General features: G+C 33.7%; 12 protein-coding genes. 2 read left to right on the top strand and 10 right to left on the bottom strand.

The window, feature by feature from the left end:
- Positions 1-8 precede the first annotated feature (8 nt).
- The 4 genes from iolD to lepA all read right to left on the bottom strand — a co-directional run bounded on the left by iolD (position 9) and on the right by lepA (position 6,165).
- Positions 9-1,925, bottom strand: coding sequence for a 3D-(3,5/4)-trihydroxycyclohexane-1,2-dione acylhydrolase (decyclizing) (gene iolD, locus IGK27_RS08960; protein ID WP_002364409.1), 1,917 nt, complete (start codon positions 1,923-1,925; stop codon positions 9-11).
- Between the two features lie 10 nt (positions 1,926-1,935).
- Positions 1,936-2,970, bottom strand: coding sequence for a 5-dehydro-2-deoxygluconokinase (gene iolC, locus IGK27_RS08965; RefSeq protein WP_033626419.1), 1,035 nt, complete (start codon positions 2,968-2,970; stop codon positions 1,936-1,938).
- Positions 2,971-3,127: 157 nt separating this feature from the next.
- Positions 3,128-4,144: a LacI family DNA-binding transcriptional regulator gene (locus IGK27_RS08970; RefSeq protein WP_002385780.1), complete on the bottom strand. Its 1,017-nt coding sequence runs from the start codon at positions 4,142-4,144 to the stop codon at positions 3,128-3,130.
- A 185-nt stretch (positions 4,145-4,329) separates the two neighbouring features.
- A complete protein-coding gene (gene lepA / locus IGK27_RS08975; protein WP_002362155.1) occupies positions 4,330-6,165 on the bottom strand; it encodes a translation elongation factor 4 in 1,836 nt (611 codons plus the stop codon).
- 246 nt (positions 6,166-6,411) lie between these two features.
- Here lepA and IGK27_RS08980 point away from each other — a divergent pair, with 246 nt between their 5' ends.
- Entirely contained in the window at positions 6,412-7,632 is a 1,221-nt protein-coding gene (locus IGK27_RS08980; protein WP_002356813.1) for a GNAT family N-acetyltransferase, read from the top strand.
- A gap of 23 nt (positions 7,633-7,655) precedes the next feature.
- Entirely contained in the window at positions 7,656-8,144 is a 489-nt protein-coding gene (locus IGK27_RS08985) for a nucleoside 2-deoxyribosyltransferase (protein WP_033626420.1), read from the top strand.
- Between the two features lie 510 nt (positions 8,145-8,654).
- Here the strand turns inward: IGK27_RS08985 and IGK27_RS08990 are convergent.
- From IGK27_RS08990 to IGK27_RS09015, 6 genes are read right to left on the bottom strand one after another with little or no spacing between them, the layout of a single operon-like run.
- Positions 8,655-10,046 carry a class I adenylate-forming enzyme family protein gene (locus IGK27_RS08990; protein WP_033626421.1) on the bottom strand — a complete coding sequence of 464 codons (1,392 nt, stop codon included), beginning with the start codon at positions 10,044-10,046 and terminating at the stop codon, positions 8,655-8,657.
- 11 nt (positions 10,047-10,057) lie between these two features.
- On the bottom strand, positions 10,058-11,338 hold the full coding sequence (locus IGK27_RS08995; RefSeq protein ID WP_010818445.1) for an ABC transporter permease: 1,281 nt from the start codon (positions 11,336-11,338) through the stop codon (positions 10,058-10,060).
- A 5-nt stretch (positions 11,339-11,343) separates the two neighbouring features.
- Positions 11,344-12,273: an ABC transporter ATP-binding protein gene (locus IGK27_RS09000; RefSeq protein WP_002378529.1), complete on the bottom strand. Its 930-nt coding sequence runs from the start codon at positions 12,271-12,273 to the stop codon at positions 11,344-11,346.
- 31 nt (positions 12,274-12,304) lie between these two features.
- On the bottom strand, positions 12,305-12,871 hold the full coding sequence (locus IGK27_RS09005) for a hypothetical protein (protein ID WP_258078484.1): 567 nt from the start codon (positions 12,869-12,871) through the stop codon (positions 12,305-12,307).
- Positions 12,872-12,894: 23 nt separating this feature from the next.
- Positions 12,895-13,806: a hypothetical protein gene (locus IGK27_RS09010; RefSeq protein WP_258078483.1), complete on the bottom strand. Its 912-nt coding sequence runs from the start codon at positions 13,804-13,806 to the stop codon at positions 12,895-12,897.
- Between the two features lie 11 nt (positions 13,807-13,817).
- Positions 13,818-15,131, bottom strand: a complete 1,314-nt coding sequence (locus tag IGK27_RS09015) for a phenylacetate--CoA ligase family protein (RefSeq protein WP_002370415.1) — start codon at positions 15,129-15,131, stop codon at positions 13,818-13,820.
- Positions 15,132-15,363: the final 232 nt, after the last annotated feature.

The raw sequence follows: 15,363 nt of genomic DNA on the forward strand, positions 1-15,363 counted from the left end.
ACGAATACCTAATATTTTCTAGCAGTTGCAAGTTTTTCTTTTTTAACTTGGTATGCTTCTTGAATCGCTGGTTTTTCTGATACTTCAGCAACACCGACATTCCACCAACTACCATCGTAACCAGCAGTCATCGTTTTAGGAAGAACATTTATTTCAATCAATGTCGATTGCGTTTGGTTTTTCGCGTCGACAATCGCCTTTTTTAGTTCTTCAATCGAATGGACTTGATACGCTTTGGCACCATATCCTTCAGCGATTTTAGCATAATTGATATTCATAATTTCGCCTTTTGTATTTCTAAATTCCGTCCCTTGACTTATGCCGCCATTCTCCATTTGCAGATTATTAATGCATCCGAACCCAGAATTATTGAACAGAACAATATTGATCTTTTTGTCATATTGTAATGCAGAGACCAGTTCGCTATGCAACATCAAAAAACTACCGTCACCGACTAATGCGTAAACCTCTTGATTAGGATTAGCAAGCCGTACCCCCATTGCACCAGCAATTTCATAGCCCATACAAGAATAGCCATACTCTAAATGATAAGTATTTTCCTTTACAGGATTCCACAATCGTTGCATATCTCCTGGTAATGACCCTGCCGAACCAATCACAATCGCATCATCTTCGACAAAATCATTCAGATGAACGAAAACCTCTGTTTGTGTCAGAGTTGTATTCAAAGAATCAGCATAATCATTTAAAATATCCTGTGTAAAGTGGTTTTTGATTTCCGGATCAAAATCTTTCCGTTTAAAATGAGTTGTTTTTAATCGCTCCCGCTCTTTCACCCATTCGTTCTTCAGTTCAGTGATTTTTTCACCATAAGCCGTCCGATATCCTTCAATCATTGGCAGAATTCCTTCTAAGGTTGCTCGAGCATCTCCCACAATTTGAAACGCTTCCATTTTGTAAGTCTGTGGTCGACTTACGTTAATATTTATCATTTTTGATTGTTCAAAATTAAAAATACTTTTTGATGCAGTGGTAAAATCCGTATAACGCGTGCCAATTCCAATAATCAAATCCGCTTGCTGAACAGCTTTATTAGCAGCCGAGGTACCTAAAATTCCCAAGCCTCCAAGATTATTTTCAAATTCCCATGAAACAGTTGATTTACCAGCATGTGTTTCAACCAAAGGTATCTGATGAACTTGAGAAATTTTCTGAAGGCTCTCACCTGCTTCTGAATACTTGCAACCGCCCCCCACAATAATTACTGGGTGTTTACTATCCTTTATCAAGTGACTAGCTGTTTCAAGCTCACGAATTGTCGGCATCCGTCGATCGATATAATGAACTCTTTTTCTAAAAAACTCTACTGGATAATCATAGGCTTCTGACTCAACATCTTGTGGCAAACAAATGGTGGCAGGTCCTGTAGTTGCAGGATTGGTCATAACTTCAAATGCTCGTAGCAATGCTGACATCAGTTGTTCTGGCCGATTAATACGATCCCAATAGCGAGAAACCGCTTGGAAAGCATCGTTGGTAGAAAAGGTTACACTTGATTCATGTTCCAACTGCTGTAATACGGGATCTGGTTGCCGAGTAGCAAACGTATCTGCTGGCAGAAACAATACAGGTATATTATTAGCGAAGGCGGTTCCAGCAGCAGTCAATAAATTAGCAGAACCTGGACCAGCAGACGTTGAAACTGCGAATATTTTCTTACGTAAACTTTGTCTAGCAAAAGCGATAGCAGCATGAGCCATCCCTTGTTCGTTTTTTCCACTGTAACTTTTTAAATGTCCCGGAGCTTGTTCCAACGCTTGACCAATCCCTAAAACATTCCCATGACCATATACATGAAAGATTCCTTCCACATAAGGTGTTTCTTTTCCATCAATGCTGATATATTGTTGATTCAAAAATTTTAATAATGCTTGTGCTGTCGTTAAACGAATCGTCTTTTCCATTTTATCCACCTTAAATCCTGGCGATCATTTCGCCGTATATTTCCTTCTCCAGTTCAATGAACTCTTTTACTTCTTGCGTCGTTGGTAAAGAATCTGAGCAATTGTTACTTTTGACCATCATCGAAGCTTCCGCTGAGCCAAACTCCAAGCAATCGATAATTTCCCAACCTTCAAATAAACCATATAAAAATCCAGCAGCATAGCCATCACCGCCACCAAATCCCTTGCGTGCCTCCACTGGAAATGGTTTAATTGAAAACTGTTGATGATCTGCTGTATAAGCTGTTGAGCCTTTCATTCCGTGTTTAATAACGACTATTTGAGCGCCACAATTATGCCAAAAAACAGCGCTTTCATTATCTGTCATATTTGGTTGAATCAATCTTTCAGTTAAATCAAATTCTTCTCTCGAGCCCATAATAATATCTGATTCTTTCGCAACTATTGAATAATAAATAGCGATTTCATCCACATTTTTCCAATTGTATTCTCGATAGTCGATATCAAAAATAATTTTGACGTTGTTTTTTTTCGCTAACATCACAGCTTTTAACACGGCTTCTCTTGAAGGGCTTTCCGCCAAAGCAGTCCCTGAAATTAATAAGGCTTTTGAACGTTTCAAATAATCTTCATCGATATCTTCGACACTTAGTTGTAAATCCGCAGCTTGGTTCCGATACATTAAAATACTACTTTCTTTAGGCGATAGCATTTCTGTAAAAGTCAGACCCAACTTTTCGCCATGCTGCGCTTTACTTATCTGAGAAGTATCAATGCCTTGCTCATTAAAATAATCAATAACATATTCTCCGAACTGGTCATCGGATACTTTCCCAATGAAGCCAGCTTTCATCCCATGTTTGGTGATACCCACGGAAATATTTGCAGGAGAACCTCCCACAAACTTTTCAAACATATGAACATTTTTTAAAGGCTTAAATTCTTCTTTAACTTGCTCATTATAGGCAGGGTTAAAATCGATAGCCACTCTACCTAAAAGAACTAGATCAAATTCTTTTGATTGATCAAAGCTAATATAACTCATAGATCCACCTCTTCTTCGTTCTTCTATTATTTACAAACGAATTATAGCACGCTTTCAAAATGCGTGCAACATTAAATTAGCACATTATTTTGCGTGCGTTTCAAAAGAACGCAAAAAAAGAAGCATGAATTGCTTTACAGCAAGCTTCACACTTCTGTTAAAGATTATATTTTGTTTTAATAATGATATCTGTAAATAACATCTCTTCTGTCATAATTTTATTGTTCTGTAGTTGATTCGCTAATAATAGCAAAGAACGATAGCCCTGCGTAAAACCATCTTGATCAATTAGAAAATCAACTTGATTTTTTTTCAGCATCTCGATATTTTTCTCAGTTAAATCATAGATAATCACATACGGTCTGTCTTTCCCTGCCCTTTTTTTCAACACACGAGCAATTCCTGCTTGACCTCCTGAAAACACAACGACACCTTTTAAATTAGTATAGTTCTCTAATGTGTCACTTAAAATCTTTTCGACTTCATCGCTCGAATCAAAACTGCTTTGAACACCTGTTAATTTCAATTGTGGAAATGACTGTTTCAATTCTTCAACAAAACCAGCAACTCGTAAACTATTCACACTATTTCCAAAATATCCAGTAATAGCTAGGACATCTCCCTCTCCTTTTGTCAACATTCCTAATAATCCAGCAGCTGTCTTCCCGCTTTTAAAGTTATCCATTCCGACAAAGCATTGACGTTTACTACCAACAATGTCCGAATTGAATGTGATGACCTTAATGCCTTGTTCCGTAAGCTGATTGATTTTTTCCCTAATCGCCACACTATCAACTGGCATGATGGCAATTCCTTTTACACCAAGTTCTAACAAGCGTTCAAGTGCCTGTAACTGCGCCGCTTCATCGACCCCGTCTATTTCCTCTAAAAAGCAATCGATATTTCTTTTTTTTAGATCACCTATAACTGCTTGTAAACCTGATCGAATTGGAATCATAAAAGAAGATTTTGCCAATTGTGTCACAACACCTAATTTGATTGGTTCTTCTTTGGCCATCTTTTTTTTCTTCGGAACATAGTTCATTTCTTTCGCTATTGTTTTAATTTTTTCAGCAACCTCAGGATTGATTCGGCCGCGATTATTCAATGCTCGATCCACAGTTCCCCTAGATACTCCTGCTTTTTCAGCAATTTCTTTTATTGTTCCAGCCATTTGTTCTCTCCTTATTTACTTGATTTGCAAAATTATTTTGATTATTTATAAGCTTTCGTATGTATATTCTATCACAATATAAAAAAGCACGCAATTTTGCGTGTTTTATTTTAAAATGTAGTTTACTTTAATTTATATTTTCAAAAAAAGCACCTCAGCTCAGACTGAGGTACTTTTTTGATAAGTTATTTTTTCTGATCATCTTCATCCATCTTCAGAACCGCCATAAAGGCTTCTTGAGGAACTTCCACGGATCCAATTTGTTTCATCCGTTTCTTCCCTTCTTTTTGTTTCTCTAACAATTTACGTTTACGAGAAACATCGCCACCATAGCATTTAGCCAGTACGTTTTTGCGTAAGGCTTTAATATCTGAACGAGCCACAATTTTTTGACCAATCGCCGCTTGAACTGGGACTTCAAACTGTTGACGTGGAATTAGTTTTTTCAGTTTCTCAACAATCGCTTTACCACGCTCAAATGCGAAATCTCGGTGAACAATAAAGCTTAAAGCATCCACTTTTTCAGCATTTAATAGAATATCCATTTTTACTAGACGGCTGGTACGATAGCCAGCCATTTCGTAATCTAAGGATGCATAGCCTTTTGTACTTGATTTCAATTTATCGAAAAAGTCAAACACGATTTCAGATAACGGAATTTCATAAACTACGTTTACACGATAATCGTCTAAGTAATCCATTGTAATGAATTCGCCACGTTTACGTTGTGATAATTCCATTACTGCTCCTACATAATCGTTTGGCACCATGATTTGCGCTTTAACATAAGGTTCTTCCACAGATTCAATCGTTACTGGTTCTGGAAATTCAGCTGGGTTGTCAACAACAACGGTTGTTCCGTCAGTTTTATTAACGTGATAGATTACAGACGGTGCTGTTGTAATTAACTCTAAATTAAATTCTCGTTCCAAACGTTCCTGAACAACATCCATGTGCAGCAAACCTAAGAAACCACAACGGAAACCAAACCCTAAAGCTTGCGATGTTTCCGGTTCAAATTGTAACGCCGCATCATTTAATTGTAATTTTTCTAATGCTTCCCGTAAATCATTGTAGCGCGACGTATCAATTGGATATAAGCCACAATAAACCATTGGATTCATTTTGCGGTAGCCTGGTAGTGCTTCTGCTGCTGGATTGTCGGCCAAAGTCACTGTATCCCCGACCCGTGTATCTTGAACCGTTTTAATGCTAGCGGTGATATAGCCCACATCACCAACCATTAAATAATCACGAGCAATTGGTTTCGGTGAAAAAACGCCGACTTCTGTTACATCAAACGTTTTACCGTTACTCATCATTTGGATTTTATCCCCAGGACGAACGACACCGTCAATTACACGGATGTTTAAAACGACCCCCCGATAACTATCGTAAATAGAGTCAAAAATCAAAGCCTTTAAAGGAGCCTCAATATCGCCTGATGGAGCTGGTACATACTCCACCACTTGTTCTAAAATATCTTCAATCCCAATCCCTGCTTTTGCACTTGCTAAAACAGCTTCCGATGCATCAATTCCAATTACGTCTTCAATCTCTGTCCGAACACGCTCTGGATCAGCGGCGGGTAAATCAATTTTATTAATAACAGGTAAAATTTCTAAGTCATTATCCAATGCCAAATAGACATTTGCTAGCGTTTGCGCTTCAATTCCTTGCGCCGCATCAACAACTAGAACAGCCCCTTCACAAGCTGCCAAGCTACGAGAAACTTCGTAGGTAAAATCGACGTGCCCTGGTGTGTCAATCAAATGGAAAGTATAGGTTTCACCATCTTTGGCTGTATAGTTTAATTCAATTGCGTTCAATTTGATGGTAATGCCGCGTTCTCTCTCTAAATCCATTGAATCAAGTAATTGATCTTGCATTTCTCGACTGCTGACTGTATTTGTTTTTTCCAAAATCCGGTCGGCTAAAGTTGACTTCCCATGGTCAATGTGGGCAATGATCGAGAAATTACGAATTTTCTCTTGTCTTGCTTTCATTTCTTTATTGTTCATTTTTTGCCTCATTTCTTTTAAGAAAAGCTAGCTCCCTGCTAGCTTCATCAATCAATTGTTATATTTTAGTTGCCTTTTTTATCAAATTATCATGTTTAAAGGTCTAGGATAATCAGCACTTTTCATTATACCAATTTTTGAAGAAGATTTAAAGCACTTCCCTTTTATTCTTTTGGTTTCGAAAGGCTAACAGAGTTTCGAAAAATTTGGTATACTAAAAACAGTAAATTTATTGGAGATGGAAAAATGGATGAACAAGAATTTCGAAAGCAACTGACCTTAAAGCCTGTTGAGGAAGAACACATTGATCAATTTAATGAACTTCTTTCCTATGTTTTTCAAGTGACTGAAGCAGATATTGAAGAAAGTGGTTTTGAAAACAAACGCGCATTTATCAAATCAAAACAACCGATTTTAGAACTTTCAAAAGTATTTGGCTGGTTTCACGAAAATCAATTAATTTCACAAATTGCTATCTATCCATGCGAAGTCAATATCCATGGCGCTTTGTATAAAATGGGCGGCGTTACTGGTGTCGGTACCTATCCTGAATATGCCAACCACGGCTTAATGAAAGACTTGATTCAAACGGCATTAGAAGAAATGCGCCAAGATAAACAGTGGATTTCTTATCTTTTCCCTTACAACATTCCTTATTACCGACGTAAAGGTTGGGAAATCATGTCCGACAAGTTATCTTTTAAAATTCGGGATACGCAATTACCAAAAACCGTTCCTGTTCCAGGAATGATTGAACGATTAGCTGTCGATCACCCAGATGTCTTTGATGTCTATGCGCGATTCGCTCGTCAAAATCACGGCGCGCTCATTCGTAGTGCCTTCAACTGGGAAGAATATTGGCGTTTCGAAAACGAGGAAGAACGGACTGCTGCTGTCTATTATGGTGCCAATCAAGAACCTTTAGGAGTACTTTTCTATTGGGTGGCCGATGAGGTATTTCATATTAAGGAAATGTTTTACTTGAACCAAGAAGCCCGAAATGGCTTGTGGAATTTTATTACTGCGCATTTTTCGATGGTTTATTGGGTCAAGGGCGATATCTATAAAAACGAACCATTAGCCTTTCTTTTAGAAGACAGCCAAATTAAAGAAAGCATTGAACCCTATTATATGGCGCGAATTGTTGATGTCAAAGCCTTTTTAGAAAACTTTCCTTTTGAAAGTACAGCTAAGCCCTTCCATTTTGTCGTTAAAGATCCTGTTGCTGAGTGGAATAATGGTATTTTCGGCTTAATTTGGGATGAAAATGATCAAGTGACCATTACAGATGAACCTCTAGGCACCGCCGTTCACTTAGATATTCAAACACTAACTTGTTTAGTCATGAATTACCGACGCCCTTCGTACTTACATCGAATTGAGCGCATTGATACAGATAAAGAAACTTTAAATTCTTTGGAACGGATTTTTCCTGACCAAGAAGCTTATTTCAGTGATTATTTCTAAACCCTTGGATTGGAGACAGACAAATGACAAAAATTTATTTTGCAGGACCTTTATTTTCGCAAGCTGACTTACGTTATAATGCCTATTTAGTCGAACAAATTCGACAATTGGATAAAACAATCGATCTTTATTTACCACAAGAAAATGCGGCGATTAACGACAAATCGGCTTATGCCGATAGTAAAATGATTGCCTTAGCAGATACAGAAAACGTCCTTGCTAGCGACTTATTGGTTGCTTTATTAGACGGACCAACCATTGATGCGGGCGTAGCTTCCGAAATTGGTGTTGCTTATGCCAAAGGAATTCCGGTGGTTGCCCTTTACACAGACAGCCGCCAACAAGGTGCTAATAATCACCAAAAGCTTGATGCTTTGAACGAAGTCGCTGAAAATCAATTCCATTATTTAAACCTTTATACAGTTGGTTTGATTAAATTGAATGGTCGGGTTGTTTCTTCAGAAGAGGATTTGTTGGAAGAAATTAAGCAACGATTGTCAAAGTGTGTATAAAGAAATGAAAACAGAGTTTGGGGCATAATCCTCAAAAAGCATAACAAAGAAGACCGAAAATCGTTTTTATTTTCAGTCTTCTTTGTTATGCTTAGTGGTCAAGAAACCAACTTCATCTCAACAATTTGCGAGGCTTTTAATACCTCATTAGAAGCTATCTTGAGAGCGTGAGATAAAAATCACTTTAGATTTTTGCTCCACTCTTAAAAACTAATAAACGGAGGAAACCCGATCTCTTCAATACATACAAAAAATCCAGTGAATTTTCTCCTCTTGATTCAACAATACTCTACTTTTCCTCATTGCCTGTACTACTAATTAACATATTTTTCTTGATAAAGCATCTAGTCATAGTGTATTTACTTAATCTTCAATATATTTATAATTATTTAGTTACATTGTTTCTTCGGTTCCAGCTTCTTTTTTATAGAAAGAAAGCTATTTTTAATAGGCTTTATTCCTAATCTATAAATTATTAGTACTCAAAATTTGATAACTAGATTTTGTATACTAATTTGTTTCGTTTATTTCCTGAACAATTTTTATTTGAATCAATTGCTTGAATGAACTAAATTTGTCTTCAATAATTTTTTCTATCCTAGAAGAGTGCCTTTCTAAAATTATATAAAATCTTCCATCTCTTACCAGAACTTGAAATTTTTCTGAAAACCCTTCAGATAACTTACATTCTATGTCTCTTTTTAACAACCAAGAGTCCCCATATTTTAGGCAATCGGATATTCTACCCAATAAATATAATTTACTATCTTTAAGGTATCCCAAATCTCCTGTGTACACTTCATCGAGCGCTATAGCTGTATGGTTACTGTACCCCTTAAATTTGTGGTTACTTTTGACAGTTATATGTCCAATCTCTCTTTCTTTAAGCTCCATATGAGAATGCAAATCTTTTATAGTGACATCCACAAAAAAACTAGGTGTCCCTACACAATATTCATTTTCACACCATTCTGTTGAATCAATAACAGATATTAACCCTAATTCTGTTTGTCCATATAAATCTAACAATTTTGCATTAGGAAACACTTCAACTGATTTTTCTCTTAAAAATTGATACATTACTCCTCCTGTAATTGTAACCAAAGGTATCCTATTATAAAGATGTTTATTCTTTTTAGCTATAGAAATAAATTTTTTTATTCCATATATATTTGTAGTTAAAGATTCTATATCTGCTCTTTCACATAGATTAGTCATATCAAAACAATTATCTACGTCAATTTGAAGAATAGTTTTTCCTTCTTTCAAAGTTGAAAGTATTGTCCCCAAAAATGGTCTTACTGAACTACCTTTTGTGATGATATTAATGCCTTCATTTTGCTCAGTAATTGGGACATTAATAAAGTTAAATTGATTATAGCTGACAATGACCCCTTTAGATTTTCCTGTAGTTCCTGAAGTATATAATATTAATTTAGCAGGGCTGCAACTTTTCTCAAAAAACAATTGAATATCTTTTAACGATTCTTTTTCAACTATATCTTTGATATTAATTTTTTCAATAGGACTATTAATAAAATGATTACTCACATCTGTTAAAATGGTAGTATTTTTGTCAAAATCTTCTTCCGAAATAACAATAACATCATTGGTAAACTCTACATCTTCAATCTTAGTATACTGATGTGCATCATATGGAATTATTGAATTATCAATGTTTAGTAAACTAGTTGCTAATAATATGGCTACCGCATTAGATTCCTTTTGACAAATAGTACATATTTGATCTATATTATTTTCTATTTTACTGAGAAAAATCAACATTTTTGAAATCTTTTCATTTAATTCTTTATATGTTACTTTTTCATTTATCCCAATATATGCTTCTCTATTAGGGTACAAATTAGCCATATCATTAATGTTTTTTATTACAGACCGCATTGTACAATCTCCTATTTTTTTATTTTAATGAGGACCAAGGAACTCAGCAAAAATACTAATGAAAAACCTAATAAAGCAATAAAATTTGTTGCTATATTTGAAATATTCCCATTATTTACAATGATTGTTTGAAATCCTTCTAATGCCCATGATTGTGGAACTAGTTTTGCAACATTTTGCATCATATCAGGCATTAAACTTAGAGGAACCATAGTCCCTCCTAATGCAGCTGAAAATAGAACAATAAACAATGAATAGCCTGTAAGTTGGGAATCAGTTTTAGCAATCAATGACAGCAATACTCCTAAAGACGTACTGCATAAAGATAAAATAGCTATCAACAAAATCAAAGCATACAAATTTTTCCCTAGACTCATTTTAAATGCCAAGCTTCCAAATATAAATAAAAAAAGAACTTGAAAAAAATTCACTACATAATTTGGAATAAATTTACCAAAATATATGTCAAATGAACTAGCTTTAGATGTTAACAACCTCTTCCATGTACCACTTTCTCGTTCTTTCAAAAACGATTTTCCTGACCACATGACAATAAAAAAAGCAAACATCACAGCATATCCAGGAACATTTTGTTGAAACGAGTTTGGTGCTTTCTTTTGTTCATTACTAAATACATTTTCAACGAAAATTGTTTGTTTTTCTACTTCTTCCTTCATTAATTTTTCTGTATCTTTACTAATACTTTTTTCCTTGTCTTCATTTTGAAAACTATTAGCATGTATGGACATACCTAAATTATTTTCAATATCTTTAATTGTTTGTCCAACAGCTTCATTAACAAATTCGTTAGTCAGACCCGCCTGTTTTCTGCCATAACTTTCTAATTGATACTTGACTTCAAAAGCTCTAGAAATCCCTTTAATTGACTGAATCAACACATTTGCTGTAGTTGCTTGAGTGGCATCAGAAAACATTTCAATATTAATTTTAGTATTGTTGATTATTGATTTCTCAAATCCTTCAGGTATCATAAGTAAAACAATATATTTATTTTCTTCCTTATATCTAGAAAATTCTTCTGCCGAACTTATTTTTTTTAAAGAAAGTCCTCTTGACTCCTCGAATTTAGTTAGATAATCACGAGATGCTCTAGTGTTGTCTTTATCAAAGTATCCTAAAATAACTGGATTATCGTTACTACCATATTCATTTTTCAACGCAAAGCTCATAATAATCATGAACATTAATGGTAGTAGTAATAATACAACTAGCGCGCTAGGATCTTTCAAGAGAATTTTTATATCTTTAATTGCAATATATTTCCATTTCATATTTGTTATCCCTCCCTTAACTCTTTTCCAGTAGTTATTAGAAACAACGTATCTAAATTAGGAGGGGAATAATTTAGTGAATCAATTACAATTTTATTTTCACTGGTTTTTTTTAACATTTTTTTTGTTATTTCTTCTATGCTTTTATTCATACTAAAATAATAGGTATTTTCCCTTACTTTTAATAACTTGACTTCTGGAATTCCCTTAGCAATTGAAAGCATTCTACCAGTAACTGATATATCTTTAACTGTTAACTCTAATATACCCTTTCCTAAACTTTGTAACAGTTCTTTCGTTCTTCCTTTTAGAAGAACTTTTCCTTCGTCGATAATATAAATAAAATCACATAATTTTTCTACTTCATTCATATAGTGAGTAGTATAAACTATTGTTTTCCCTGCATTCTTTAAATTATAGATAATTTCATAAATATAATTTCTTGATTGTGGATCAATTCCTACTGTTGGTTCATCAAAAAAAAGAAGTTGTGGTTCATGAACCAAGGCTGCTCCAATATTTATTCTTCTTTTCATTCCCCCTGAATAAGTCTTTATTGATTTGTTAGCCTTACTATTTAATCCAACCATATCAATAATCTCTTTAACGTTACTTTTAACTTTTTTTCGATTACTAATATACATAGATCCAAAAAATGTTAAATTATCTATAGCGTTCAATTCTTCATATAAGGCAATATCTTGTGGAACATAGCCGATGTTTTCTTTAGAAATCTTTTCTTCTCCTCTATATAAAACTGATCCGCTGTATTGATCATCGAGCCCTGTTAGGATGCTAATCAAAGTAGATTTTCCAGCACCATTAGGTCCTAATAATCCAGTCATTTCACCTTCTTTAATAGAAATATCTTCTATATTTAACGCTATATGATCTCCATATCTTTTAACTAAATCCTTTATTTTAACAAAATCCATACCGTCCTCCTCACTAAGATTTTTTTATTCATTAAATCAGCTCTTCAAAATAAACTGATATGTCCTCCTTATATCCTAAATATTTGCACATTCTAAAATGACTTAATGCTTTTTTACGATTTCCCCCAATTTCTTCAGGAGTTTTGTATAATAGCATAGCCAATAAATAATGAGCAAATGGATCATATGGATTTTTTTTGACCGCTAACTCAGTATATTTTTTTAAACTTGGATATAATGTGATTTTTTCCATCAATGATTTTGACTCTGCCTCTGAGCCAATAGTAGCAGCTAACCAAGTATACGCTTCTGAAAATTCATATTCTTTAATTATATCTTTAAAGCATAATTTCGCCCTATGATAATTTTTATTTTGAAGTTTTTGTTTTCCATATTCAAGTTTTGATTTAATCTTTTTTTCTCTTGTATTGTATATGTACGTAGGTTTTCTGCTTATTGGATACTTAAATATTTTTCCACGATCAACTAGCTCGCCTTCTTTAAAAATATGAACTTTTGCAGAAAGTAGTTCTAGTTTATCTTTCAGCTCTCTTTCTAGTTCGGATTTATTTATTATTTTATCTATATTATACTCCATTCTTATTTCGACATTCTCATTTTCTACATGAACTTCCCAAAAAAAGGAACGTCATTCAATGAATAAATTGCCTCTTGTATTTCGAACATATCTATTTCTTTATTACTTAACTTTATTACATCACTAATTCTTCCTCTAGCACGAATTAGCTTATTATAATCTCCACAACTACATTTTTCTGACAAGACCTCTATAATATCTTCAATTTCATAATTTCTAATTTTCGAAGTATGATTTTTTTTATTAGTAATATACACATTTTTATTAAGACCTGTCGATAATAAGGAAAACTCACCTTGCTGCACTTTTTCTATAAAAAAATTTTCTTCATCCATATGCATATTTCCAAATTCACAAGTATATCCAAAATTGCCTACTTCTGTTGCTCCATATAAGTTGAATACTTCAATCCCCCACTCAAGCTCTATGTAGTTCTTTCTTTTATGACTTAATACTTCGCCAGCAGTTACAAAAGCTCGTAAATTAGGCAAGTATTCACTAGGAGTAAGTTGTTGAACGCTCAACGCCTCAAACAAGAGTTCAATTTCTCTTGGGTTCGCTGCGAAAACAGTTACCTCTAGTTCTTTCATCAAACTTAAAAGTTTAAAATATGGAGCCATTTCTGTTCTACTACTTACTGGGATAATAATTGACTTACTTTTTTTAGCACTAGCTTCTATTAAATGTGCTGGTAAAGATAATGTGTACGGAAATCTAATCATTATTGTATCATTTTCAGATAATTGAACTCCTTTATTGATAATATGATTGGACATCTCTTTTAATTCAAAATCACTATACCAACCATATCCTCGAATACCGCTTGTACCAGAGGATTCAACATAAGTTACACTTTGATCAATCGCTCTATTTAATAACTGCTTTTGCGACATTTCTCCTAAAACCTTTTTTGAAAACACCACTTTTTCTCCCATCAAATCTCTCCCTATTTTTTGTAAAATACTCGTTGATTTTTCCCTTTATGCTTAGGAATATTATCTGTGATTTCTATCTCACAGGTAATATCAAAATTGTCTTTGAATAATTTCTTTAATTCCATAGTTATTTCATTTTCAGATATATTCGGAAATAATTTTTCACATCTTATTGTTAACTTTTGATTTTCTATAACAAACTGATACCATAACGTTATATAATTACTTTTTAGTAATACATTTTCCAATACTAATGGTGGAAAATTTCCCTCTTTCAAACAAATTTGATCACTTTCTCTTCCAAAAAGAAATAATTTTTTCATTCTACAACCACATTCACACGTTTCTTCGGTAATAATCCCTATATCTTCAGTATTGTACCTTATCATAGGCATTCCTTCTCTTAATAAAGTTGAAACAACTATATTTCCCATTTCTCCGTTTGGTACAGGCTCACCATTAGCTCCTAAAATTTCTACAAACACATGCCCTTCACAAATATGGTAACCATTTTGTTTAATACATTCTTTTGCAATTAAGCCTATTTCAGTTGATCCATAGAAGAAAGTCATTTTACAATTCCATCTTTCTTCTAATTGCTTTCTATATGTAAATGAGCAACCTTCTCCAGTCAAAATAAATCTTTTTATTTGAAATTCCTTAGGATTAAAGCCTAATCTTATGGCTTCATCATATAATAAGGCAGCATAAGAAGGAGTTGTTGTAATCACTGTTGGTTGATATTCTTTTAGCAACTCTAAGGCTTTTTCCACTGGTGCCATATACCCACCTTTTCCTAGTGATAATACCATAGAACCAAAAACAAATTGAAAGAGCCGCTGAAATCCCAATGCAGGTAAAGCAAATTCATAAGGTAAAGCGACACCAACTATATCTCTAGCCTCAAACGGAAAGAGTTCATTATACTGCGGTAAAAGATCATAAATATATTGGTCTGCTAAAGTATATGCTATATATGTTGGTTTACCTGTTGTACCAGAAGTAAGATGTAATTGACCAATCTTTTCATTAGAAACACATTTAATTAAGTCTTTTTTGCCTCGAATATCTTTTTTTAATAATAGAGGTATTTTGTTTAATTCAGAAAAGCTTAGATTTTGATTTCTTTCTCTATAAAATTTATTGTTCTTTCTTGCAAAATCTAAAACATTATTCAATGCCATTTTTTGATATTCTAGCATTTCTTCAGAAGTATTATGTTCAAAGTTTTTGTCTTCTTTCTCCAATCTTTCAAAATATGATAAAGTCGTAGGGAATGCTATTTCATTTGTATTATCCTCAGCTTTAAAATATGCTTTTTTCATAAAATCCTCTCCTTTTTTATTCAGATTTAAAAACCATTTATTAATATTCTTACAGAATATGATAATGTTAACTTCCCTCATATTTTCTCTTTCAAAATCAATTATACGAAGTATAATTATTATATTTTAATAGTATCTTTCAAGGATTTTTCTCAAAAATTTCTGCATATGTAATGTTAAATAATTTTAAATTGTTAACAGATGTTACTACTAACTAAGCAAATTTTTTTTA

This window comes from Enterococcus sp. DIV0236, from assembly GCF_050558525.1.
GTDB classification, from domain to species: domain Bacteria; phylum Bacillota; class Bacilli; order Lactobacillales; family Enterococcaceae; genus Enterococcus; species Enterococcus faecalis.